Source organism: Tatumella sp. JGM91, assembly GCF_018257575.1.
In the GTDB taxonomy this organism is placed as follows: domain Bacteria; phylum Pseudomonadota; class Gammaproteobacteria; order Enterobacterales; family Enterobacteriaceae; genus Tatumella; species Tatumella punctata.
On sequence record NZ_JAERJP010000032.1, the window covers coordinates 1 to 24,143 of the forward strand.

General features: G+C 48.3%; 19 protein-coding genes, 1 tRNA gene and 4 pseudogenes. 18 read left to right on the plus strand and 6 right to left on the minus strand.

The window, feature by feature from the left end; translation table 11 throughout:
- Positions 1–163 precede the first annotated feature (163 nt).
- From fetA to JK198_RS15810, 7 genes are all read left to right on the plus strand, one after another.
- Complete coding sequence (gene fetA / locus JK198_RS15780; protein ID WP_212710987.1) at positions 164–847, plus strand: iron ABC transporter ATP-binding protein FetA; 684 nt, start codon at positions 164–166, stop codon at positions 845–847.
- Positions 834–1,607 (plus strand): iron export ABC transporter permease subunit FetB, encoded by a 774-nt coding sequence (fetB, locus tag JK198_RS15785; protein ID WP_212708973.1) that lies wholly within the window; start codon positions 834–836, stop codon positions 1,605–1,607. The genes fetA and fetB overlap by 14 nt, the downstream gene beginning before the upstream one ends.
- 200 nt (positions 1,608–1,807) lie before the next feature.
- Entirely contained in the window at positions 1,808–3,121 is a 1,314-nt protein-coding gene (dcm, locus tag JK198_RS15790; protein WP_212708972.1) for a DNA (cytosine-5-)-methyltransferase, read from the plus strand.
- Between the two features lie 443 nt (positions 3,122–3,564).
- Positions 3,565–4,677: a glycerol dehydrogenase gene (locus JK198_RS15795; RefSeq protein WP_212708971.1), complete on the plus strand. Its 1,113-nt coding sequence runs from the start codon at positions 3,565–3,567 to the stop codon at positions 4,675–4,677.
- Between the two features lie 687 nt (positions 4,678–5,364).
- Positions 5,365–5,859 (plus strand): TonB family protein, encoded by a 495-nt coding sequence (locus JK198_RS15800; protein WP_212710986.1) that lies wholly within the window; start codon positions 5,365–5,367, stop codon positions 5,857–5,859.
- Between the two features lie 124 nt (positions 5,860–5,983).
- Positions 5,984–8,449 carry a TonB-dependent receptor plug domain-containing protein gene (locus JK198_RS15805; RefSeq protein WP_212709004.1) on the plus strand — a complete coding sequence of 822 codons (2,466 nt, stop codon included), beginning with the start codon at positions 5,984–5,986 and terminating at the stop codon, positions 8,447–8,449.
- A gap of 69 nt (positions 8,450–8,518) precedes the next feature.
- The gene (locus JK198_RS15810) at positions 8,519–11,263 is read left to right on the plus strand and encodes a pitrilysin family protein (protein ID WP_212710985.1); all 2,745 of its coding nucleotides are present in this window, start codon (positions 8,519–8,521) and stop codon (positions 11,261–11,263) included.
- A gap of 76 nt (positions 11,264–11,339) precedes the next feature.
- On the opposite strand, the gene JK198_RS15815 is transcribed toward JK198_RS15810, so the two are convergent.
- Both JK198_RS15815 and JK198_RS15820 read right to left on the minus strand, forming a co-directional pair.
- On the minus strand, positions 11,340–12,233 hold the full coding sequence (locus tag JK198_RS15815) for a MurR/RpiR family transcriptional regulator (RefSeq protein ID WP_212708968.1): 894 nt from the start codon (positions 12,231–12,233) through the stop codon (positions 11,340–11,342).
- Between the two features lie 12 nt (positions 12,234–12,245).
- Positions 12,246–12,488: pseudogene (locus JK198_RS15820) on the minus strand (iron-siderophore ABC transporter substrate-binding protein); the annotation flags it as partial.
- 567 nt (positions 12,489–13,055) lie between these two features.
- On the opposite strand from JK198_RS15820, the gene JK198_RS15825 reads away from it, so the two are divergent.
- Positions 13,056–15,146: a TonB-dependent siderophore receptor gene (locus JK198_RS15825; protein WP_212710988.1), complete on the plus strand. Its 2,091-nt coding sequence runs from the start codon at positions 13,056–13,058 to the stop codon at positions 15,144–15,146.
- A 178-nt stretch (positions 15,147–15,324) separates the two neighbouring features.
- Here the strand turns inward: JK198_RS15825 and JK198_RS15830 are convergent, their stop codons facing one another.
- On the minus strand, positions 15,325–15,747 hold the full coding sequence (locus JK198_RS15830; RefSeq protein ID WP_212708966.1) for a cupin domain-containing protein: 423 nt from the start codon (positions 15,745–15,747) through the stop codon (positions 15,325–15,327).
- Positions 15,748–16,070: 323 nt separating this feature from the next.
- Here JK198_RS15830 and JK198_RS15835 point away from each other — a divergent pair, with 323 nt between their 5' ends.
- Positions 16,071–16,319 carry a DUF2543 family protein gene (locus tag JK198_RS15835; RefSeq protein WP_212710983.1) on the plus strand — a complete coding sequence of 83 codons (249 nt, stop codon included), beginning with the start codon at positions 16,071–16,073 and terminating at the stop codon, positions 16,317–16,319.
- 349 nt (positions 16,320–16,668) lie between these two features.
- Here JK198_RS15835 and JK198_RS15840 read toward each other — a convergent pair whose 3' ends face one another.
- From JK198_RS15840 to JK198_RS15850, 3 genes and pseudogenes are all read right to left on the minus strand, one after another.
- Positions 16,669–16,911: a DUF2543 family protein gene (locus tag JK198_RS15840; RefSeq protein WP_212708964.1), complete on the minus strand. Its 243-nt coding sequence runs from the start codon at positions 16,909–16,911 to the stop codon at positions 16,669–16,671.
- Positions 16,912–17,040: 129 nt separating this feature from the next.
- Positions 17,041–17,172, minus strand: a pseudogene (locus JK198_RS15845) (IS5/IS1182 family transposase); the annotation flags it as partial.
- A 143-nt stretch (positions 17,173–17,315) separates the two neighbouring features.
- A tRNA-Asn gene (locus JK198_RS15850) sits at positions 17,316–17,391 on the minus strand.
- A gap of 343 nt (positions 17,392–17,734) precedes the next feature.
- On the opposite strand from JK198_RS15850, the gene JK198_RS15855 reads away from it, so the two are divergent.
- The 9 genes and pseudogenes from JK198_RS15855 to JK198_RS15895 all read left to right on the plus strand — a co-directional run bounded on the left by JK198_RS15855 (position 17,735) and on the right by JK198_RS15895 (position 24,052).
- Positions 17,735–18,025, plus strand: coding sequence for a hypothetical protein (locus JK198_RS15855; protein WP_212710982.1), 291 nt, complete (start codon positions 17,735–17,737; stop codon positions 18,023–18,025).
- The gene (locus JK198_RS15860) at positions 18,025–19,731 is read left to right on the plus strand and encodes an S-type pyocin domain-containing protein (RefSeq protein ID WP_212710981.1); all 1,707 of its coding nucleotides are present in this window, start codon (positions 18,025–18,027) and stop codon (positions 19,729–19,731) included. Before JK198_RS15855 ends, JK198_RS15860 begins: the two co-directional genes overlap by 1 nt.
- A complete protein-coding gene (locus JK198_RS15865; RefSeq protein WP_212709731.1) occupies positions 19,728–20,195 on the plus strand; it encodes a DUF6392 family protein in 468 nt (155 codons plus the stop codon). The genes JK198_RS15860 and JK198_RS15865 overlap by 4 nt, the downstream gene beginning before the upstream one ends.
- A gap of 290 nt (positions 20,196–20,485) precedes the next feature.
- Entirely contained in the window at positions 20,486–20,671 is a 186-nt protein-coding gene (locus JK198_RS15870) for a hypothetical protein (protein WP_212710980.1), read from the plus strand.
- Positions 20,672–20,722: 51 nt separating this feature from the next.
- Positions 20,723–20,932 (plus strand): annotated as a pseudogene (locus JK198_RS15875) (hypothetical protein); the annotation flags it as partial.
- Positions 20,933–21,007: 75 nt separating this feature from the next.
- Positions 21,008–21,265 (plus strand): annotated as a pseudogene (locus JK198_RS15880) (rhodanese-like domain-containing protein); the annotation flags it as partial.
- A 395-nt stretch (positions 21,266–21,660) separates the two neighbouring features.
- Positions 21,661–21,879, plus strand: a complete 219-nt coding sequence (locus tag JK198_RS15885; protein WP_212710978.1) for a hypothetical protein — start codon at positions 21,661–21,663, stop codon at positions 21,877–21,879.
- Positions 21,879–23,588 (plus strand): S-type pyocin domain-containing protein, encoded by a 1,710-nt coding sequence (locus JK198_RS15890; RefSeq protein WP_212710977.1) that lies wholly within the window; start codon positions 21,879–21,881, stop codon positions 23,586–23,588. The genes JK198_RS15885 and JK198_RS15890 overlap by 1 nt, the downstream gene beginning before the upstream one ends.
- The gene (locus JK198_RS15895; protein WP_212710976.1) at positions 23,585–24,052 is read left to right on the plus strand and encodes a DUF6392 family protein; all 468 of its coding nucleotides are present in this window, start codon (positions 23,585–23,587) and stop codon (positions 24,050–24,052) included. Before JK198_RS15890 ends, JK198_RS15895 begins: the two co-directional genes overlap by 4 nt.
- The last annotated feature ends 91 nt before the right edge of the window (positions 24,053–24,143 follow it).

Sequence of the window (24,143 nt, forward strand, 5' to 3'; positions counted from 1 at the left end):
GAAATACGTTTCATGTGTCACTCCATGTCCTCAGATTGATTTTTCAGAGGGGGTGACAACTATGCTGACACTGAGGGATACATTTATACCTATAAAAGCCGTTTATCCGGGAAGCTAAACCCCGTTAAAATAGAGGCTACTTGTGATAAAGGAACCGGGAAGCATGACAAAGGATACAACTCCGCCGCTGTTACAGCTGAATAATATTTATTATCAGGCGGGGGAAACACAGATACTGCGTGATATTTCTCTCAGTGTAAGAGAAGGGGAATTCACGCTGATCACCGGCCCTTCGGGATGCGGGAAAAGCACCTTACTGAAAATTGCCTCATCATTAATTAGCCCTGACAGGGGGGAATTGCTGTTTGACGGAAAAGAGATCAGCCGCTACACGGCGGAGGAATACCGGCGACAGGTATCATACTGTGCCCAGACCCCTGCTTTATTCGGGGATACCGTGGAAGATAATCTGACATTTCCATGGATGCTGCGTAATAAGAAAGCTGACCCCGACCAGCTGCGCCATGGCCTGCAGCGGCTGGCATTACCGGAAGATATACTGAAAAAACCGATAGAGAAATTATCTGGCGGGGAAAAGCAGCGGGTATCACTGCTGCGCAATATTCAGTTCCTGCCAAAAGTACTGTTATTGGACGAAATTACCAGTGCGCTGGATGAAGCCAATAAACAGCGGGTAAATGATGTTATTCATCAATATGTTCGTCAGGAAAAACTGGCAGTGCTATGGGTGACTCATGATCAGAACGAAATCAGCCATGCAGATAATGTGATTACCTTACCAGCCAGAGCCAGCCAGCACGGAGAAAACAGTCATGAGCCAGCATAATATTACCGACAGCTCCCTGATGATGTCTCTGGCGCTGGTACTGGTGGCGATCCTGATCAGTCACCGTGAAAAACTGGCTCTGGAAAAAGATATTCTGTGGAGTATCGGCCGCGCTATTGTCCAGTTGATTATTGTCGGTTATGCCCTGAAATATATTTTTGATCTGAATAATATTTTACTGACCCTGTTTATGGTGTTGTTTATCTGCTTCAATGCCGCGCTGAATGCAAAGAAACGCAGTAAGTATATCGACCGTGCTTTCTGGATGTCTTTTATCGCTATCACCAGCGGGGCTGTGCTGACACTGGCGGTACTGGTTGCCAGCGGATCTATCGAGTTCCTGCCGATGCAGGTGATCCCTATTTCAGGAATGATTGCCGGCAATGGAATGATTGCAGTAGGGCTGTGTTATAACAATCTCGGCCAGCGTTTTGCCAGTGATCAGCAACAAATTCAGGAGATGCTCAGTCTCGGGGCGACCCCGAAACAGGCATCGGCACGCCTGTTACGTGAGAGTATCCGCTCATCACTGATCCCTACTGTTGATTCCGCGAAAACTGTCGGGCTGGTCAGTCTGCCGGGAATGATGTCGGGACTTATTTTCGCCGGTATCGATCCGGTAAAAGCGATTAAATATCAGATAATGGTCACTTTTATGACGTTAGCGACTGCCAGTATCTCGACCATTATCGCCGGGTATCTGGCATGCCGTCGCTTTTATAATCATCGTCATCAGCTGGTGGTTAAACCTGTGAAATAGTAATTATTATTGCCCGCCACGGCAGGCAACGGCGATGATGTCACCCGCCGGGAACGGGAAACGGCAAATCGCCCGGTTTACCGAGGGGGATCGCTGCCTCAGTCAGACGGACAGGGCGGTACAACGGGGTAATATCCCATTGCCTGCTTTCCGGGGCAGTGGTAGTCTTCCAGGACTAAAACCGGATAAGTAACCGAAACATGCCTCTTTTATCAGATTCATCTCCAGAACAAATCAAAAAAATCAGAGAAAGCCTTGGTCTGGGGCGTACCGAGTTTGCCAATGTTCTCGGTATGTCAGCCACCGGGGAACGGACTGTCCGTGGCTGGGAGTCTGGTGAGCACACGCCGTCAGCCGGAAAATGGCGTGCGATACAAACCCTCGAAACCCGTCTGAAACAACATTTTCTGGATGCGCCTTTCCGTCAGCCGCCACCAGAGCAATGCCGGTTCACTTTTATTGATCTGTTTGCCGGTATTGGTGGTATTCGTTTGCCGTTTCAGCGGCAGGGAGGCCATTGTGTATTTACTTCTGAGTGGGATAAGTTCGCCCAAAAAACCTATCTGGCAAATTACGGAGAACTGCCGGTGGGGGATATTACCCGCGTAAATGCGCGTGATATAGCCGATCATGATGTGTTGCTGGGCGGTTTCCCTTGTCAGGCATTTTCTCTGGCAGGGCTGCGTCAGGGATTCAGTGATACCCGCGGGACCATGTTTTTTGAAATCCAGCGTATTCTGGCAGAAAAAAGACCCAAAGCATTTTTGCTGGAAAACGTTAAACAGCTGCGGGGACATGATAAAGGACGCACTCTGAAGACCATTACCGGTATTCTGCAGGGTACGCATGGCGGAGCAATTCCTGATGATGTACCGATGAGTGATGAAGCCCGGCGTGCGCTTTCCGGTCAGCTTAATTACTGGGTGGATTTTAAAGTATTGCGTGCAGGAGATTTCGGCGCACCACAAAACCGTGAACGTATCTATATTATCGGCTTCGATAAAGATTACTTTTCCGGTGTCGATTTCGACCAGTTATTTCGCTGGCCGCAGGCACCCCGTACCCCGACCCGTGTCGGGGATATTTTACTGACCCCTGAGCAGTTAGCTGAGCTGATAGCCCGTAAAGGCAAAGACGTTTATACCTTATCGGACAAACTGTGGATCGGTCATCAGAAACGGCTGGCGGCACACAAACAACGCGGCAATGGTTTTGGGTATTCACTATTCAATGCCGACAGTGAATACGCCAATACCCTCAGTGCCCGTTACTATAAAGACGGTTCTGAAATCCTGATAGACCAGAGCGATACAGGTAAAAACCCCCGCAAACTGACCCCGGTGGAATGCGCCCGGTTACAGGGCTTTCCGGATAACTTTATTGTTAATGCTGTATCTCATGGGCAGATCTATAAACAATTCGGTAACTCTGTCTGTATGAACGTTATTGATGCCGTGGCCGGACAACTGATCACGGCCATGAACAGTGCAGAACAGTTACGCCGGCAAAAATAACCGGCACTGCCTGTCACGTGGCGTTTTATTGTGCAGACCACTGTACCCGTTGTCATCCTTCCATCGATAATCTTCTGCCGGGCCGCTGACAGTCAATGCGGCCCATCGTTAATTCTTATTTATTTCTACCGTAATTTTTAGCAGGCTATTAATGTTCCCGGTCGGTAACAGTATCCGCTAAAAATATCTTACGGGGATATCAATAGCCCTGAACCGTCCGGTATTTCGGCCATCTTCTGCGTCTGGTTTTATACATAATTAATTTGAAAACATGGTGATAGAGTTAATTCCTTTGAATATTCTCGCATCAGAATAGCGGGCAGATAGCTGTTTATCCGCCAGCCGTGACAATAATCTTAACGTCAGATGATCATGATCAATGTGGTATCAGGGATGACTCACCATCATAAACCTTACTGATAACTTGCCGATGGATGGCCAAAATGATTAAAGAAACTAAACTTCCACGTACTGTAACCTCACCGAAAAAATTTTTTATCGGTACCGGGATGCTGTCTAAAATTGATAGTTTTGTAAAAGATTTTGGTGACAAGGCGCTGGTTATTACTGACGAATTTATGCTGCCCGGGGTCAGAGAGCAGGCCTTACCCGCACTACAGGCTGCCGGTTTACAGGGGACGGCAGAAAAATTTAATTATGAATGCTGTCGCCGGGAAATAGATCGCCAACAAGCGCTGGCCAGACAACTACAGGCTAATGTTATTGTCGGTGTTGGTGGTGGTAAAACTCTGGATACGGCTAAAGCGGTAGCATATTACCTGAAAATGCCAGTGGTACTGTTCCCGACGATTGCCTCAACAGATGCCCCCTGTACTGCACTGGCGGTTATTTATACAGAAAGTGGTGAATTTGAGGAATACCTGTATTTACCACAAAATCCGGATGTAGTGGTGGCGGATACTTCAGTAATTACTGCTGCGCCGGTGCGTTTTTTTTCGGCGGGAGTTGGCGATGCGTTAGCCACCTATTTTGAAGCGCGTGCCTGTTATGCGGCCGACGGACTCAACCTGGTACTGCATAAACCCTCACGTACCGGCCTGGGGCTGGCAGAATTATGCTACCGGCTGATCAGTGAGAATATAGACGCGGCTATGGCGGCGGTGACTCATCATCTGACGACACCTGCACTTGAACAGATTATCGAAGCTACTATTTATCTGAGTGGTGTCGGGGCAGAATCCGGCGGGCTGGCGGCGGCCCATGCTGTCAGTAATGGTATGTCGGTGGTTGCAGATTTACATAAGGCACAGCACGGAGAGAAAGTTGTTTTTGGTCTGTTAACTCAGCTGGTGCTGGAAAATGCACCGCAGCAAGAGTGGCAGAATGTAGTGCGGATTATTAAAGCCGCAAACCTGCCGCTGACTTTGCAGGATATGGGACTGAAAACCTTTTCAGAAGCCGAATGGCGCGAAGTTGCGCGAATAGCCTGTGCGCCGGGTGATACCATGAATAATATGCCTATGGAACTGACCGCTGATGACGTCTATAACGCGATGCTTGCTGCAGATGCCATAGCACACCGCATGAAAGCCTGATATCTGCTCTTTACAGACGGCAGCGCCCCGCGCAACTTTCTGCCCGGGGTGTGTGCTGCACTGTCGTTCACCTGTTGGCCGTAATTTCCCGTTTCGGGACCTAACCTGATGATATCTAATCCTTATATGCCCATCATTTATGTAACTCATTATTGCAAATAATTATCATTTGTATAATAATTCGCATTAGTGAACTTCCGGCGATATATCTCCTGAGATATTTTGCCGGGAACCCGGGCGGAGATGATGTTGCGGCCGCGAAGATATGATGTGAAGTATGTAAGGATGCAGGGAATGAGTAGCTCGTTAGTCCGGGATAACAGATCTGTGATACCCGAGGCTGAATCCCCCTCTGGCAGTGCCAAAAAGATACCCCTGCTATCGTCAGTGCTTCTGCACCTGATGGTGATTGCGGCCATAATTTATCAACAGTCGCCGGTACCTGCGATAATGTCCGGAGGTATGGCCGCAAGCAGTCCCCGACAGCCTGCGGTTCCGGCAGTGTTCACTGTTTTACCTGTGACCGGTATTCAGGACAGCATCATTTCTGGCCCTGCCACGACCCGTGCATCTGAAACTCGCCCTTTACCGGTGACTGCTCAGGGCAGTTTACCGGTGAGAGCGCCTGGTACTGGCGTTTCACGCCCTTTGCCAGCAGACAGGCAACGGTCGTCAGACAGGCATTCTGTGAACAGAAAAAAATATCAGTCGCAGGAAAAAGCCACTCAACACCGGTCACCTCTTCAGCGTGCCTCAGAGCATCAGTCGTCAGTGCTGCCGGCAGCAGATTCTCCGCATTCACCGGCAACTTTACCGGTAAATACAGAAAGCCATGCTGCTGATGCGCATACAAACCCCCGCGATTCAGGAGATACCAGTGACTCAGGAGCAGGGGCCGGTCGTCATTCCAAAGCCGTTGTAAAAGCATTGTACCGGCGGGTGAATTATCCCGCGCGCGCGAAAGCGCTGGGTGTTGAAGGCCGGATAAAACTGCGATTCGATGTGACTGCCAGCGGGACGGTGAATAATGTACAGATTATAGAGGAAATACCTCGTGGTGTATTTTCCGGGGATATTGACCAGGATATTCGTCGCTGGCGTTATGAAAAAGGTGCTGCTGCAGAAAATCAGCAGGTTACCATTATATTCAGCCTGAGCGGCAGGGTCGCTGTGGAAAATTAAAATTTAGATATATTTTTATATTCAGTAATTTCAGGGAAATCAGGTGAAAAATACCGTTAATTTATTTACGGCAATATTTTTATTGCCGGGGTTAGCTATTGCTCAAAGCACAGAGAGCAACAATATGACGTCTGATGAGAGTGATTCGGATGACACTATTCTGGTCCGGACAACACCGACCAGTCAGTCAATGGGAACTCAGATCATTGACAGACAGCAAATAAACAATTTCCCGGAGGCGAACGGTAATATTACCGGGTTATTAAAACATAATCCGAATGTCCGTTTTGCTGATTCTACTGACAGCAGTACTACTGCCGGAGAAATCGCACCGGAGAATGTGTCATTTCATGGTGAAAAGTTTTATAACAATAACTTTATGATCGACGGTTTGTCGAATAACAATACGATTAATCCCGGTGCCAATGGTGGCGAACTGACAAATTCGCCGGATGGTTACTCACCAACCGACTTGCCTGCCGGAGGGACCCAGTCATTCTGGATAAATTCCGAACTGGTTGACAGACTTGAGGTCTTTGACAGTAATATTTCCGCAAAATACGGTAGTTTTACCGGAGGCGTCGTTGATGCCCGACTGAAAGATCCTCTGCCAGGGCGGGCATCGGGAAAAATAACATACCGGACGACCCGTTCAGCATGGACCCGTTATCATATTGATTCCGGCAGTGCTGCAGATGTTGCAACTGCGAGTCATCTGACCAGTCAGCCACAATTTACCAAACAGTTTTATTCAGTCAGTGTTAATCAGCCATTGAATGATAAAGCAGGGATTATATTTTCTTATAATCGTCAGCAGTCTGTAATTCCTTATTATCAGACTTATCTTCAGCAGTGGGATAATCAGAAAAGAATTGCTGAAACCTATTTATTGAAAGGAACATACCTGGCTGATAATGGCGATACTCTCCGTCTGACAGGTATGTATTCTCCGCATAAGTCAGAATACTTTAAGGAGAATGTAAAAAATGGTGCTTTTACGAATACCGGAGGCGGTTACCGCCTGAATGGCGAATGGGAACACCTTACCAGCTGGGGTAAGGTCACTAGTTTGGCAGGTTATCAGTCTGAGCAAAATAAAATCAGCCATCAGTCTGATCAATTTCTTACCTGGTACCGGTATTATACCCCGCAGAATTTTGTTTCTGATGCAATCGACTGGTCGAGTTCTGCGGCCGCAGCTAACTATCAGACAGGGATGATCGGTGGCTACGGCAGCTACTCAACGGAGAAAAAGACCATAACCCTTAAACAAAATTATGAACTTAATCCGTTGATGACCGGCCCGGTTCAGCATCAACTGGATTTTGGCTGGGAAACAGATAGTTACAGTGTACAGTATCAACGATTCAGGGATGTTACTGTCAGTCGCGGTGTGGCGACGGTTAGCCCGGCGGTAGTATGCAAAACGGGTGATGACTACTGCATTACCGGTGAGCAATATTTTAAGAACCTGACGGTTTATCCGGCACGAAAAGTTTCGGCAAATTATACGGATTATGCGGCGTATTTTCAGGACAGTATCAGTTACGGCCGGCTGGAAATGACTCCCGGTGTACGTCTGCAATATGATGATTTTCTGAAAAACCTGACGCTGGCTCCACGGCTGGCGGCTTCCTATGATGTTTTCGATGACCACTCGACACGGTTTTTTGGCGGAGCCAATCGTTACTATGGTCAGAACCTGCTGGCTTACAAATTGCGCAATGGGATCAGCAGCTACTATACCAGGGCCCGCAACAGTGCTACCGGAACATGGACTGACAGCGGCCTGAAAACCGCTGCGATAGATTATGATTCATCCTCTCTGAAAACCCCTTACAGCGATGAGTTATCACTGGGTATTTCACAGCGTGTGACGGGCACCCTGTGGACGGTCAAATGGGTTAACCGGCAGGGGAAGGATCAGTTTGGTCGTGAAACAACCACCGGCAGTGACGGTAAACGTTCCTATATTCTGGCCAACAACGCCAGGACCCGCGGCGATAGTATTTCATTGACAGTCGAGCCTGTCAGCCCTGCTATCTTCTCTCTGGGTGAAATAGGATGGACGCTGGGCGCCAGTTATGGAAAAAACCGGTCCAGTTCACAGAGTTATTATGATGTCAGTGATTCTGATGATAATAAAGCTATCTACCATGGCCGGTTAATGGATAAAAGGGATATGGAGGCTCTGGATTTTAATACGCCCTGGACAGCTTTTATCAATGTTAATACCTATTTTCCTGCATTACGTCTGAACTGGAATCAGAACCTTGGATATACCGCCGGCTACCGTGGATATACCACCACTACCACTTCCTGCCCTGCGGAAGGAAGTGTCTGTGGTGATTACCAGGGCAGCGTAACCCGCTATGACGAAACCCGTTATAAAGACTATTTCTCCTATGACTGGAAGCTGAGTTATCTGCAGCCTTTATCCGGGCACCAGACTCTGGAACTCAGTCTGGATGTTATTAACGTGCTGGATAACGTCATTGCTGCCACCCAGACCAGCAGCAGTGGCAGCAGCAAAACAGTGAATTATAAAACCGGCCGCCAGTTCTGGCTGGGTGTGGCCTACAGCTGGTAACTGCCGGTTATCCGGTGGTTGATATTAGATGAATAATGCCACAGCGCTGTGGCAGGGAATGATTACGTAATGCATTTATTTATACGCAGATGTTTGCTGGCAGCCATTGTTTTATTCAGCCAGGCGGGAATTACCGCGGGCAGGGTCAGCCTCGCCCCGCAGATTATTGAAGGCAGACTGGATAATGGGTTCAGCTATACTCTGGCCCCGATGAGAGAGGCAGGGCAGCGGATTGATATCAGGCTGAGTGTTGATGCGGGCTCCCTGGACCAGCAGGAAAATGAACAGGGTGTGGCACACATGCTTGAACACATGCTGTATCGCGGTAGTCAGCAATTCCCGCAGGGGATCGGCAATATGCTACAGCAGCATGGCTGGCAGCGGGGGGTTAATTTTAATGCGATGACAAACTATGAACGGACATTGTTTATGATGAGCCCCCCCGATGGAAGCCATGGTTTGCCGCTGGCGATACATGGACTAAGTCAGATGATGGGGGCCGCAACGATTAGCCCGCAAGATTTACAGACTGAACGGCAAATTATCCATGATGAGTGGCGCGATAAACTTGGTGTGGCTGAACGTATGAACCAGCAACGGTTAGCGGCGATACGCGCTGGCTCCCGCTACCCGTCGCGTCCGCCGATCGGTAATGAGCAGGCGATCCTCAACACTGATGCCGGCACCATAAAACAGTTTTATCAGCGCTGGTACCACCCGTCGGTAATGCGTTTACTGATCAGTGGTGATTTTGATACCCGCCAGGCACAGCAGCTGATTGCAGAGTATTTTTCCGCTCTGCCTGATACCGCGGTTGTTCGCCGGGATTATTATGAACCAGAGCTGTGTCAGCAACTACGTATTGTCCGGTTACAGGACAGTGAAAGTGGTACCAGCCAGGTCTCTTTTGTCACTCGTTTCAATGAAACAGCTTCCGGTTTACAGCAGCGGCTGATCAGTCAGATGGCATTATCAGTCCTGAGCCGGCAGTTTCAGCAAATGCCAGTTTCCGGGCTGGCCAGCGACAGCCATATTATCGTACGTAAGTCTGATATTGGCCGGAAGACCCGTGCTCTGGGGCTATTTCTGGATGTTATGCCGGGTCAGCATACTCAGGGCTTAACTTCGTTATTGCGGGAACGGGAAAGAGTGCTGCGTTACGGCGCAGACTCCCGCTATATTGCAGATGAACGTCATGAAATACACCAGACCGCACTGGAGATGGTATCAGCTCCGGAAAAACGGGATTTTTCTGGTTGGGTGAGGACAATAGCCAGCCGCTGGGAGCAACGCCGGTACCAGACGGACCGACAGCAATTGGGGCAGGAAGTCCTTCGGATCGAAAGCCGTATCACCGATCAGCAAATAAACCAGCAGATCCGGCAATGGTTAATGGCTGGAGATCAGCTGATCCAGTTTGGTATTCCCGGAAACAGTAAGGCGGTATTACCGGATATCCGCCAGGCGGAGCAGCAAATAAAACAGATTGCCGATCTGCCGTTACAGCCTTTCAGCCCTGTAAACGCGCCGGTGCTCCCTGAATTACAACCGGTTCGTTCGACAGGGAGCCTGAGTAATATGAAAGACTATCCGCAGCAGCAGGTGCGTGAATGGACATTGAGTAATGGCGACCGTCTGGTATGGTTGCGTTCTGATTTGGCTAAAGACCGTATCTGGTTATCGGCAACCAGCCAGGGCGGCTTTATGATGGACGGTTCCGACCCCTGGTGGTCACAACTGGCCAGCCAGCTGGTTAATCAGAGCGGCCCCCGGGGATGGCAAGGCAAATCCTTTGATGGCTGGAAAAAGCATAACGGGGTCTCTCTGATAATCAGCCAGCAAGCCGACATGCTGCATATTGACAGTACCGGGAGCCGGCAGTCCCTGGAAAACCTGCTGGCAATCAACCACGAAATACAGGTTAACCCCGGCATTGACCCTCAGGTCAGAGCAGAAAGTATAATGAGGATGCTTCGCCAGCAAGCCGCTGCTCCGCAGGCGACAGGAGGTAATGCGGAGCAGCAAATACATCAGCTACGTTACAGTCAAACCGGCGGGGAAAAACCCGATGCTCGTCAGCTGAACAGTATTGATAACCGGCAATTACTGGCCCAGTGGCAACATACCACCGCGACACCTGTGACCTGGTATCTGGTTGCGGATATGGAGCAACAACCGATCCTAACCCTGGCCGCGCGCTATCTGGCAACGATACCACGAACCCTGAATGGTGAAGTGCAGCCGCAACTTGCGGACGGGGGGTATCGCCAGCAGATCAGCACGATTAACCGTGAGCCGCAGGCGAATGTTAAGGTCTGGAGCTTTACGCCCCGTGACTGGTCTCCGGCGGCGGCAGTGCAGGTCAGTATTGCAAGAAACCTCGCTTACCAGGCATTAAAAACCAGCCTCAGAGATAATGCTCTGGGGGTTTACCGCCTGCAATTTAACAGTGAACTGAATGATCGCTCAGGCAGGATTGAAACCGGACTTAGTTTTACTGCTGATCCCCGACGGGCCGAAGAGTTATGGCAGCATGCGCAACTTGTATTGAGTGAATTAGCGGGAACAATTACCCGTCAGCAGATTGAACAACAGCGCAGTCAGTTTATACGGGCAGAGCAGTCGCGCAGTGACGATATTGACAGTCTGAAACGGCGGCTGATCCTGAGCTACCGTCACTATAATGACCCGCGATATCTGTCACAGACTGCCGGACTGGCAGAGGCCATACAGCCGGAAGCTGTCAGGACAATGGCGGGCTTGTTACTGAATCCGCAAAATCTGAAAGTGTATATGGCGATGCCAGTACAATAGCCTGACTGGCAGTGAAAGCCTAACCGCCCCGTCAGGGGCGGTTACAGAGCCTGGTAATATCAGCCAGCTAAATCATTCAGCGTTTATGGCTGCCGGGCTTTAGTCCGCGGTGTAATTCCTGCATACGTTTCATGGATTTAATCGTGCGTTGCGAGGCTGATGAGGCAACCGCCAGCACCAGCATTTCCAGACACACCAGTACAGTACCATGTAACGGGACTTTACCATTTTCGCCGCCACGCGGAACCCGGATAACCACATCAGCAGCTTCTGCAAATCTGGAATCCGGCGCATTGGTCAGCAGGATCACCGGATTCCCCAGCCGTCTGGCTTCCCGCAGAGTGGTCATTCCTTCACGATGAGCTGATTTCTGTGCCATCATGATCAGAACATCTCCCCGTTGCAGGGTCAGCAACTGTTCAGCCAGCCCGACACCGGCACGGTTAAGCGGCATACAGGGCAGGCCAATACGGTTAAATAACCGCGCCGTATATTCCGCCAGAATCCCTGAAGCATTGATACCAAAAATAGCCACCTGTCTTGCTTCGAGCAGCAGAGCAACTGCGGTGGAGATAGCGGCCCTGTTTTCTGTTGTGGATAATACATCACAGGTTCGCCGGTGGCCTTCCAGCACAAAATCAATACCTGAATTAATATCAGAGCTGAACTCATTCACCGTACTGCTCATTTTATCGGTGGAATCCGGAACGGGCTCGAACCATAATCTGAGGGTCTTTTTCAGGTCCCGCAGCCCGGCAAATCCCAGTGCCTGAACGGAACGGACGACAGTGGCATCTGAAGTATTACATGCCGCAGCAATCTCCAGTGCTGTTGACTCCAGCACCCCGGCACGGTGCTGATTAATATAATACAACACTGCCTGCAAACCGGCGGACAACTGCGGGCCCCGCTGGCGTAACCGGTCACCGAAAATATCAATTCTGTGCTTTGTTTTCTTAGTTTCGTACATCCCCGGCTCCGGTTATTTTTCGCCCGGCACAGCCAATCCGGTGACCTGTGACTGAACGACCGCTGCCATCAGACTCATGGCGGCAAATGAATTAGAAATAGCCTCTTTACGGGATACCATAACATAGTGGCTTTTGCGACAGGCGCTGAGAAACGCACACCAGCCCGGGATAACACTATCCATCAGGTTTATTTCATCCTGCGGGCCTCCGCCATTATCTGCCCGCCAGGTATTAAATATCAAATCTGCGTCCAGCACAGATAACGGAAACGATAAGGACGGGGAGATAAATAACAGATTGTCATTACGGGTTACCTGCTGTCGCCGCGAACGGGATAAAAAAGTCTTACCGTTCAGTGGACTGACAGAGCGGCGGGCCTTCAGGCCGAAAACGGCGCTGAAATAAGGTGATTTTGAGTGGCTGAAGTGTAGTAGTCAAGGTGAATTAGTCGTGTTAAGTCACTTTCCACGGGCTCTGTATTTTTGTTGTTGATGTGTTTAATGTTTTTATTATTGTTATTTATCATTTAGTTATTTTTTCTTTTTAACACCATAACTAATTTGAATATCTTAAGATGATGTAGTGATTAGGGGTTATTTATAATTTACTACTACATCCTCCTGTGTTTGAATGATTATCAATTAGATTTATGTTCTCGTTCTGTGGCCGGGGGATTACGGACTGTTCCCGGGGCGTAGCCGATGGTTCCGGTTATCTGACTGACAGGCTCTCGACAGAATTTACCTACTGGCAAGGAATACACCCTGTAAATGAAAAGAAATACACCACTATCCGATCACCGCAACGCATCACGAAAAATTATGATGGTGGTTTGCAGCAGCACTTTTATCTTACCGTCGGCCGGTTTTTCCGCCGATAGCGGGGATAATAATACCCTGACGGTCACCGGCAGCGCGGCAGCGGGCAGGACAGAAAACAGCTATACCACTTCAGCCAGCACTGTTGGCAGTAAAACTCCGGTTTCACGGTTAGAAGAATCACAGTCGGTCAGTGTGGTCACACAACAGCAAATGAAAGACTTTCAGACCACCAGCCTGTCTGATGCGATGCATTTTGTCAGTGGCGTTGCCCGGAGTAATACGCTTGCCGGTACCGAAGACGGTATTTTACGCCGTGGTTTCGGGTCTAACTCGGATGGTTCAATTTTCAGGGACGGTATCCGCAGTAGCCAGGGCCTGAACCTTGATGCCACGACGGACAGAGTAGAAGTGCTTAAGGGCTCTGCATCACTGCTTTATGGTATCCAGAATCCGGGCGGAGTGATTAACATTGTCAGTAAAAAACCGCAGTATCAGTGGAGTACCACAACTTTCGGTCATTACAACAGTACCGGTGGCGGGGCCGCAGGTATTGATATTACAGGCCCGCTGGGAAATGGTTTTGCCTTCCGCCTGATTGCCGAAAAACAGGCTCAGAATTACTGGCGTGGTTTCGGTAATGATAAGCATAACCTGATTGCCCCGTCATTACAGTGGATAGGTGATAAAGCCAGTTTTGATATCAGTTACGAAAGCTTTCAGTACGATATTCCTTATGATCGCGGAACAGCATTTGTTAACGGAAAACCCGTATCAATCGGCTATAAAACCAGACTGGATGATTACACTAACCATGCCTGGGGCCGTAACCAAACCTTTAGCAGCCACTGGGATTACCAGTTTAATGATATCTGGAGTACCCGCATCAGTGCCGGAATGAACCAGCGGCACTACAGTAATAATGAGGTCAGGGTAACAGCGATTAACACGACCACCGGAGCGGTAACCCGCAGGGCCGATGCTAATCGCGGTTTTAATCATAAAACCAAATATCTTTCCTGGGATATGATCGGTACCCCGCAGCTTGCCGGTATGACACACAATATTGTGGCCGGGGCAGATTATGAAATGGATCAGACATACCGTGCTCATGCTTATACGGGGAAAACCAACACCATTTATAACCTGAACCGACCGGTTTACGGGATGGTTCCGGTAACTGACAGCAGTACCGAAAAGAAATCCACCGCCAATCTGCTTAACCGTATCCACAGCCGTTCGGTATATGTCAAAGACAGTATTGAACTGACCGGAAAATGGACCGGGGTATTGGGCGGGCGTTATCAGCATTATGAACAGCGGGAGTCGAGTGGCTTCGCTCCGGTCAGCGAAAAATATAATGATATCGGGAATAAATTTCTGCCCCAGACCGGTGTTATCTATAAGCTGACACCGGATATTTCACTGTATGGCAGTATCAGTAAATCTTTCACGCCATCAACCAGCATTGATGATAATGGCAATGTCGAACAGCCGGAAAAAGGGACCACCTATGAAACAGGGACTAAGTGGCAAATTACGCCGGCGCTGTTCGCTTCCCTGGCATTATATAATATTGAAGAACGGGATCTGTCATTGTCCCTCAATGGCTCAACCTATGCCGTGGCGAAAGCGCGTTCACGGGGTATCGAGGCAGAGATCAATGGTGAAATATATTCTGGCTGGCAGCTGAGTGCTAACTATAGTTATGATCAGGCGATTATTACCGATGACCAGAATAATCCGGCCAATAACGGAAACCGTCTGCAGAATGCGCCCCGACATTCGGCAGCAGCCTACCTGAGTCACGGGATAAGTATTCCGGTCATTGCCGGTAATATTCGTATTGGTGGCGGAGCCCGTTATATGGGGACCCGTGCCGGCGATCCTGATAACAGTTTCAGCCTGCCGGCATACACGGTCGCTGACAGTTTTATCGCCTGGGACAGTCATCTGCTGGGTAAAAAGACCCATTTACAACTGAACCTGAATAACCTGTTTAACAAGCATTATTATACCTCCAGCGGTGGTAATCTGCGGGTTGAAGAAGGAGAAACCCGTAATGCAGTCCTCAGTGCCAGCGTTGAGTTCTGAGTATGACTGAGCAGGGGATTGCTCTGCCGGATTTTCTGTGCAGGGCAAAACTCTGTCAGCGGCAGGAGTGATGATTATGGTCAGGAAAAGAGACTGCCAGGCTGCGGAAAACAGTCCCCGGCAGTCTCTGAAGATAGCAGTGTATTCTCGTCAGTGACTTAGCAGTCTGGCAGACTTATTACCTTGCGGCAATAACATCAACCACGACCAGAGGCTGTTTACCGTTGTTGGTCAGCCCATGAGACTGGCCTTCACGTACAATCGTAATATCTCCTGCAGTGACCGGATAGTCTTTACCGTCAGTGTCTTTAAAGATCCCGCTGCCGGAAACAATAATATAAGCATCTTCATTATTAATATGTTTGTGATAACCGATAGAGGTTCCCGGCTGTAGTGTCAGCCAGCTTATTTCTTTGATTGCCTGGTCAGCACCTGCTTTGTCACGGGTAAAGGCGAATGCTGCTGCGACGGTTCCTTTACCACCGCCTAATCCCTGTTTTTCCATTTTTTGTTGTTCAGCACGGGTAATGACCTGAGCATTGGCAAAAGACAGCGGGAGTACAATTGCAGCAGACAGTAAAGCAGTGGTTAATTTACGCATAATTCTCACCTGAGAATGGTCAGTGTATTATCCGGCGGGAAGTCACCGGACCCCTTGGGTGGAAAGAGTGTACTCCCGCAGGCAAAAAAAACGAACCCGGAAAGCGCTCATTCACTGTGATTTTTACGACAACCGCTGACCGGTTATCTGAATATCCCGGTAAGCTGTCTGAAAAACAGACACGCAGCCGCTAAAGCGTAAAGTGTTATTTACTTTTCCTGACGATACTGCGGAGGGAATGACAGAAAAAAAGATATAGCAATGCTATTATCCCGGGCTTAAATAACAACAGTGATTAATCAGACTTTTACCAGGAATTAATTATGACCCATGGGGTGCCTCTTCAGTTTTACCATATCCTTGATGAATACGCTGCGGGATCTGATATACCGGTAAAAGATACCGAACGGGATTCACTGGCAAGTTATTTTCAACTATTGATCACCAGGGTAATGAATAACCAGGACGTCAGTGACCATGCACAACAGAAAATGGCCGGCGATTCAGGTATTGACCGGCTGCGGGCTAATGATGCCATACAGTTCCTCTCTCACTGGCGTGATGAAGAGTAAAAAATTTTTATTGCCTGAACTGTTGGTGGATATTTTATAAATAAAAAAACTCTGCCTGTGTTAATTTATATTTCCCCGGGGTGTATTTGAATTAACCGCGAAATTACAGGCTGTAAATAATCAGATTCTCGCTGACTGAATATTTCACCAACGATTATTCGGGGCATTGGTTATCTGAACTTCAGGAGCATCGCGGAAAAGCACCGCAGATTAGTGAAAACCCGGCATAAGAGTGCCGGGTATGACTTATTCCTGTTCAGTCACAGTATTATCTGCCCGCCATTAGCGGAAACAGAGCCTCCGTGGCGTCACAGGGTTGTGCTGTGCTCCGTTATCCGGGTAAGGGGGGTTATTCATTACCCCATCGGTTAAGAAACATAGCGATATCATCGATACGCTGTTTATGAATACCGGCTTCTGCGGCAATTTCATGCTGTGTACTTTCACTGATCTCCTCATTATTACTTAAACGAGTAAGCAGTAATTCGAAGTACGCCGCCAGTGCATCGTACTCATCCTGTGTAACGGGAGTTTCGGTCTCGTCAGCATATTCATCGACCATATCGTAATATTTATCAGCTATATGATGCATTATCGTTTCTCCGGAGCGCTCAAAAGGTATCAATGGGCCATGATATACCATCTGCGCGATATTTTCTGAAGATAACCGGGATGCCGGCCCGCATTATCGCAGACTTTTTTATGGGGACCGGTCATATCACCGGGTATCGTAAGCGCTGTCGGCGGCAACTGACCTGATTTTCCTGCAGGTCTGTCGGATTAATCAGGGGAAAGTCTCCGGGGCTGTCACGTTGTTACGCGACAGGTCAGCGCAGATGATTTCATATGTTTTTTCTGTCACCGGCCAGGTGCGGCTTCCCTTACTGGCAAAGGGGTATAGCATCGGGTGTTTTTTAACAGACGCATCCGGACAAGAGGAAGTAATTGATAAAAAGCAAAAAACCAGACGCCCGCAGACATCTGGTTTCTTTAAAATGGCTCCTCTGACTGGACTCGAACCAGTGACATACGGATTAACAGTCCGCCGTTCTACCGACTGAACTACAGAGGAATTGTCGTGAAGACGGGGCGAATCATAACGAGGCAGGAGGGGATTGTCAAAGCTGTTTTACCATGCCGCAGACTGTTTGCTGATAAAATCAGCATCTGAGAGCGGGCAACAGCTAACCGTGTATATGCCTGCTTCCGGTACAATCTCTTTTCTATCGGGTAACGCTAACTCTGCCAGATAAATAAAGAAACGATAACACCATTAATCCCTTAAGCCGAAGGTCCCTGTTATAGTCTTTTCTTCTTTAATATTCTTCATATTATGACGGGCATCTCTTTTCAGTCAAATTACAAGCCGGTTAATATTGCATCAGTTACACCCTGGCCCTGACAAGGAAAAGCCAATGGATCGTCAATACAACAATGGACTGACCGCAGAACAACGGCTTTCAGCCACAGTGCAATCCCTGTTTACGGCGGAACCACCGGCCACAATCACTGAGGCAGCGCGTGTGCTTATCGCTGGCCCGCAGGCATATTGCTGCCCGCATGCTGTTAAGACGGTTTACCCGGCCGGCAACTGTCCGGATAACGGCGATAAGTTTATCAGCCCCCTGTGCAACAGGCCGCGGATTGTCGGTCGCCGGAGAGTATCGATACCGGAGAATTACCTGCCACCCTGTAAGGTGGCGTAATGGGTCATCGATCTGACTGTTATGGACGAGGGACAGCACTGGAAGGCGATAAAACAACCACCGGTGCTGTGTGTATCGCCTCCATGTCCGATGATACTGAACACGGACGCAGGGTGGTTCGTGTCGGGGACAAAACCACCCCCTGTCCTGTATGCGGTGAGGCAGGGGTTATCGTCTCCGGTGAACCCCGTGATACCAATAATGGCAAAATAGCGGCGGTGGATGGTTCAGTTGTGCGCTGTGGCTGCCCGTCAGGGTCTAACCGGATTATCGCGCCGGCAGGACAATGGGTTGGCAGAGGCCCGGATCCTTCTGTTGCAGCCCTTGCGGCACTGGTTGCTGAGCGTCAGGCCGCAGCAGAAGAAAGAACTAAACAACTGGCTGAAGAACGTGACCGCAATCGTGTGTTTGCCAAATCCTGCCTGCGGGGTAAAGGTTGTAATGATGCCGGGGAAGAGCAGGAACCCCATACTCATTTTGCGGCGATGGCATTTTATCAGGCCGTTCCCCCTGCTGATCCAGCTTCCGATACTGATGTTCCCCAACATGCTCAGACCGCCAGGAAAAACAAACCTGCTGAAGATATTCCACAGCCGAAAAAGCGAAGCGCCCTGTATAAATGGTGGTTCGGTAATTATGAAGAAGTTGAATACCCGCGGGCAACAGCCGCAGCGACGAGTGCTGCTAATGTTCAGACGGCTGTTGAAGGAGCCAGTGTTCTTACCCTGATTGGTGGAAATGCCATTACATCAGGAACGTGGGCGGTAAAACTGGGTGAGTTAGCAAGCGGAGCAGGAAGAATAGCGGCCAGCGGCCCCGGTGCTCCCATCGCGGCAGTCGTGTTGGGAATGATGCCCGGCAGACTCAATGACGGTGAACAGGACTTTATTGACCGGATACGTCTGGAACAGATGCGTGAAGCACCGACGCGTGTGCGTTATACGTGGGAGCAGGATGATAAAGGCAATCCTGTTCCTCATGGCTGGCATACGCCACCGGGTAAAGACAGGGTACGTGTGCGCAAAATGGAGTGGGACAGCAGCCGGAAAGCGTATACGTTCACCACAGAGGAAGATCCGCGCATCACCATCATCTGGACGCCCGACAGTTCAGGTGTCAATGCGCCTTCAAATACAGGCAACCGGCACCCGGTAAGGATACCAAACCCTGTTATTGTTGATCCGCTGCCGGAAAATACCCGTATTGAGGCGACAACCACACCGGCACCGGAGGAGAAGAGTTTTGCGGATTATATTCTTATTCTGCCAGTGTCGGATATTCCGCCGATTTATGTATACCTGAGCAAGCCACCTGTTGAGTTTTTAGAGGTGGAACCTTACGATGATTTCAATAATCGTTCACGACAAGGGGAATATCATGCGGATCATATTCCATCAAAAGCGGCTGTAGAACTGTATCTTGAGAGAGAATATCCCGAGTTCGATTCTGAACAAATTAAATCATTATCAGGTAAGGTTGCTGCTGTCATAGTTCCTGTGGAAGTTCATCGGAACATTAGTGCGACTTATGGCGGGCGTAATCAAACACAAAAAGAACATGATTCCTATGACCTTCGAACGGCAGCAGATAAAGATTTTGATATTGAAATATCAGCGTTAAAACAGCATGGTGCGACAGATATACAGCTAAAAGAAGCTAGAGCTAAAATACATAAAATTAATATTGATTCGGGATTATACAAATGACAGTAAATGTAGAAAATTTAATTCGAAGCTTGGGGGAAACTTATGAATACATGCTTGAGACAGGGATTCTTTCATATAGAACAAAACCGACAGGTGCTCCGGGATCCCCTAATTTAGGTTTGGAAATGGCAAAAGAAGGGATTTTTTTGTCATTCAAACGCACAGGTAGAATTCTCAAAAGTATTACGTTAAGACTCCAGCATGAACCGATTAAACAGTGGGTTTTTCCGAATGAACTTCCATCGCCTTTGCAAAAACATATGAGTCGCCAATGGGTGCATGATACTTTTGGTGAACCAGATAAGTCTGTTCCTCCGAAAACCGTAATGAAAATGGCTATGGGATGGGTTGATAGATTTGCTGTTGAGGATTTTCATATCCCAATAACAATACAAATTCGTTACGATATGCAAGATAAAGTCGAAGCCATTACTTTCCTCCCAACGTCAGATCTTCGTTGGTAGCTTTTACTCTTCTTGTAAAAGCAGCACGGCAAATCCCGGGGAGGGTGTTCATTATTCCTTGTCCCCTCGAACATCCAGCCAGGGCACCCCGCTAATCCCCCCGAAAAACCGGTGTGTTCATAAACAGAATTTTCTACTAACCTGAATTCAGAGGGATTTCTATGACCCGAAGGGCTGCGAAGCTCACCGATCACGTTTTACTGACAGCCAGAGCCCCCGGTAATTTAGTAAAAAAGGCGTTCGCTTAGGTACATATGATAAAGATTTAAACAGGGTAAAAGGAGGGTGACATGTTTGGTGTTTTTACAGAAAATAAATCTTTTAAGTCTGAATTTAATGAAAAAGTCTTGCCAGCTTCAATTACCATAGGTGATTTTAAAGAAGGGATGAAAATCCCTATAGATTATTGGAATATCAAACAATACTATGCAAGTTGGCTATCTTCTTTAAAAGAAGGGGTTTATGGAAAAAAATAATGCGACACTAGTAGTTTCAATGTATCCGCCTAAAGATGCGAGTTTTTATTCTCATGGGTTTTATACTTCATGCAAGGGAAAGTTATTGTTCAGAATAAAATGATTTTCCCGGGTGAGATAAGTTATTTTTCCATGGATAAAATAAATGAATATACTGGTGAGTATGAAGCCTGTTCAGGAGGTGAAAAAGTATCAGAGTGGTATACTACTATTGATGAGGTAAAAGAATTTATGTCATATCCTGAAAGGAATATATCATAAAACTATATATTGAGCAGTATATTAATACATGTGCTGCTTTGCTATCTTTGAATTGAAAATACATAGTAGAGAGGGAATGTTCCCGGAGCAATCAATCAGCCGCATAAAGAAATCTGTTTTAACAACACAGAACACCCTGATAAAACCAAAATATATATTTGCTATTGTGATGGCATTGGTTGCAACGCTTCGACCAAAACAGCGATGAAACTGATGACGCCCGGTTTTCAGGTAAAAGAATTATCAGGTGGGCTGGACTGGTGGAAACGGGATGGTTATTCCACTGACGGTACTGAGGGAAAAGAAGGAACCCCTGTTTCCTGCGGTTGCTGAGTAACCAGAAATAAACTCGTCCCGTGTGACCTGAGTAAGCGCGCGGGGATATTTATTTTAATAACCTACTGATAAATATTTATAATTGACTCCGGCTATTATCATCGCCGGGTGAATTAATACTGTGTCCATATTCCCCGGCGAGACGCTATTTTCTGCCAGAAGGTGAAGACGATTTGGACAGGGAGCCAATGGTCAATAACGACAGAAAATTCGTTCCCGGACTCGGCCAGATAAATAAACGATAGCAGCATTAATCCCTTAAGCCGAAGGCCCCTGTTATAGTTTTTTCTTCTTTAATATTCTTCATATCATGACGGGCATCTCTTTTCAGTCAAATTACAAGCCGGTTAATATTGCATCAGTTACACCCTGGCCCTGACAAGGAAAAGCCAATGGATCGTCAATACAACAATGGACTGACCGCAGAACAACGGCTTTCAGCCACAGTGCGATCCCCGCTTACGGCGGAAGCACCGGCCGCAATCACTGAAGCAGCGCGTGTGCTTATCGCTGGCCCGCATGCGGTTAATACCCTGTACCGGGCTACAACAGAGGGCAGACAGAGTAATCTCGTGCCGGAGGATTGCCTGCCACCCTGTAAGGTGGCGTAATGGGAAACCGTTCGAACTGTTATGGCCGGGGGACCGCACTGGAGGGTGATAAAACCACCACCGGTGCTGTGTGTATCGCCTCCATGTCCAATGATACTGAACATGGGCGCAGGGTGATTCGTGTCGGGGACAAAACCACTCCCTGTCCTGTATGCGGTGAGGCAGGGGTTATCGTCTCCGGTGAACCCCGTGATACCAATCATGGAAAAATAGCAGCGGTGGATGGTTCAGTTGTGCGCTGTGGCTGCCCGTCAGGGTCTAACCGGATTATCGCGCCGGCAGGACAATGGGTTGGCAGGGGCCCGGACCCTTCTGTTGCAGCCCTTGCGGCACTGGTTGCTGAACGTCAGGCCGCAGCAGAAGAAAGAACTAAACAACTGGCTGAAGAACGTGACCGCAATCGTGTGTTTGCCAAATCCTGCCTGCGGGGTGAAGGTTGTAATGATGCCGGGGAAGAGCAGGAACCCCATACTCATTTTGCGGCGATGGCATTTTATCAGGCCGTTCCCCCTGCTGATCCAGCTTCCGATACTGATGTTCCCCAACATGCTCAGACCGCCAGGAAAAACAAACCTGCTGAAGATATTCCACAGCCGAAAAAGCGAAGCGCCCTGTATAAATGGTGGTTCGGTAATTATGAAGAAATCGAATACCAGCGGGCAACAGCCGCAGCGACGAGTGCTGCTAATGCTCAGACGGCTGTTGAAGGAGCCAGTGTTCTTACCCTGATTGGTGGAAATGCCATTACATCAGGAACGTGGGCGGTAAAACTGGGTGAGTTAGCACGCGGAGTTGGAAGAATAGCGGCCAGCGGCCCCGGTGCTCCCATCGCGGCAGTCGTGTTGGGAATGATGCCCGGCAGACTCAATGATGGCGAACAGGACTTTATTGACCGGATGCGTCTGGAACAGATGCGTGAAGCACCAAGCCGTGTGCGTTATACCTGGGAGCAGGATGATAAAGGCAATCCTGTTCCTCATGGCTGGCATACGCCACCGGGTAAAGACAGGGTACGTGTGCGCAAAATGGAGTGGGACAGCAGCCGGAAAGCGTATACGTTCACCACAGAGGAAGATCCGCGCATCACCATCATCTGGACGCCCGACAGTTCAGGTGTCAATGTTCCTTCAAATACGGGCAACCGGCACCCGGTAAGGATACCTAATCCGGTAGTAGTTGATCCGCTACCGGAAAATACCCGCATCGAGGCGACAACCACTCAGGCACCGGAGGAGAAGAGTTTTGCGGATTATATTCTTATTCTGCCAGTGTCGGATATTCCGCCGATTTATGTATACCTGAGCAAGCCACCTGTTGAGTTTTTAGAGGTGGATTTATATAGTAATCTCGAAGGACGTTCTCGTGAAGGTAAATATCATGCTGATCATATACCGTCAAAGGCAGCAGTAAAAGAATATTATCGAAACTTAGATCCTTTATTGGACAAAGATGATATTAATGATTTAGCAAATGAGGTGGCAGCAATTATTGTTTCAATAGATATTCACCGAAAAGTCAGCGAAACTTATGGGCGTAGGAATAGTGAAGCTCAGATTAAATTAGATGCTTCTAATTTACGGGCAGCAGTGGACAGAAACCTTGATGCAATAAAACCAGCATTGAAAGAGCATTGTGCTACAGAAGCACAAATAGAAGCAGCAAGGGTTAAAATGCATAAACTTAATTCATCAGTAGGATTGTATAAATGACAATAAATATTGAGGCATTGATCCGTTGCTTAAACCAAACGTATCACGAAATAGTTGTTCAGGACATTATACCGTATAAAACGAAGCCTTCTGGAGAATATGGAGATCCTGACCTTAGTCTTGATATGGTCAAAGAGGGAGTATTTCTTTCTTTCAAACGAGATGGAATGATCCTTCAGGAAATAACGTTACGAATTCAGCGGGATGGTATAAAAGGGTGGATTTTTCCTAATGATTTACCTACACCACTCAAAGCAGAAATGTCACGACAGTGGATGCATGATACCTTCGGGGAACCAGATAAAGCAGCTCCTCCACGCAAGGTAGCAAACCAATCCTTTGGATGGACTGAACGTTATGCCATAGAGGATTTTCATATGCCTATAGCAATGCAAGTCAGTTACGACCTGGACGAAATGGTAAAAAAAATAACTTTTCTCCCAACGTCAGATCTTCGTTGGTAGATTCCCCCTTTTTCGAGGGTGTTCATTATTCTGTGTCAAGGCTTACAGGTCGATATGATTATCAAGTCGACCGGCGAAGTGGATCGACAAC

Coding starts and splice junctions, on each gene's coding strand:
- JK198_RS15865 (WP_212709731.1), top strand. CDS start 19,728: ATGACAGTAAATGTAGAAAATTTAATTCGAAGCTTGGGGGAAACTTAT.
- JK198_RS15895 (WP_212710976.1), top strand. CDS start 23,585: ATGACAATAAATATTGAGGCATTGATCCGTTGCTTAAACCAAACGTAT.
- JK198_RS15815 (WP_212708968.1), bottom strand. CDS start 12,233: ATGTACGAAACTAAGAAAACAAAGCACAGAATTGATATTTTCGGTGAC.
- JK198_RS15830 (WP_212708966.1), bottom strand. CDS start 15,747: ATGCGTAAATTAACCACTGCTTTACTGTCTGCTGCAATTGTACTCCCG.
- dcm (WP_212708972.1), top strand. CDS start 1,808: ATGCCTCTTTTATCAGATTCATCTCCAGAACAAATCAAAAAAATCAGA.
- fetB (WP_212708973.1), top strand. CDS start 834: ATGAGCCAGCATAATATTACCGACAGCTCCCTGATGATGTCTCTGGCG.
- JK198_RS15885 (WP_212710978.1), top strand. CDS start 21,661: ATGGATCGTCAATACAACAATGGACTGACCGCAGAACAACGGCTTTCA.
- JK198_RS15870 (WP_212710980.1), top strand. CDS start 20,486: ATGTTTGGTGTTTTTACAGAAAATAAATCTTTTAAGTCTGAATTTAAT.
- JK198_RS15835 (WP_212710983.1), top strand. CDS start 16,071: ATGACCCATGGGGTGCCTCTTCAGTTTTACCATATCCTTGATGAATAC.
- JK198_RS15805 (WP_212709004.1), top strand. CDS start 5,984: ATGACGTCTGATGAGAGTGATTCGGATGACACTATTCTGGTCCGGACA.
- JK198_RS15890 (WP_212710977.1), top strand. CDS start 21,879: ATGGGAAACCGTTCGAACTGTTATGGCCGGGGGACCGCACTGGAGGGT.
- fetA (WP_212710987.1), top strand. CDS start 164: ATGACAAAGGATACAACTCCGCCGCTGTTACAGCTGAATAATATTTAT.
- JK198_RS15825 (WP_212710988.1), top strand. CDS start 13,056: ATGATGGTGGTTTGCAGCAGCACTTTTATCTTACCGTCGGCCGGTTTT.
- JK198_RS15795 (WP_212708971.1), top strand. CDS start 3,565: ATGATTAAAGAAACTAAACTTCCACGTACTGTAACCTCACCGAAAAAA.
- JK198_RS15840 (WP_212708964.1), bottom strand. CDS start 16,911: ATGCATCATATAGCTGATAAATATTACGATATGGTCGATGAATATGCT.
- JK198_RS15855 (WP_212710982.1), top strand. CDS start 17,735: ATGGATCGTCAATACAACAATGGACTGACCGCAGAACAACGGCTTTCA.
- JK198_RS15810 (WP_212710985.1), top strand. CDS start 8,519: ATGCATTTATTTATACGCAGATGTTTGCTGGCAGCCATTGTTTTATTC.
- JK198_RS15860 (WP_212710981.1), top strand. CDS start 18,025: ATGGGTCATCGATCTGACTGTTATGGACGAGGGACAGCACTGGAAGGC.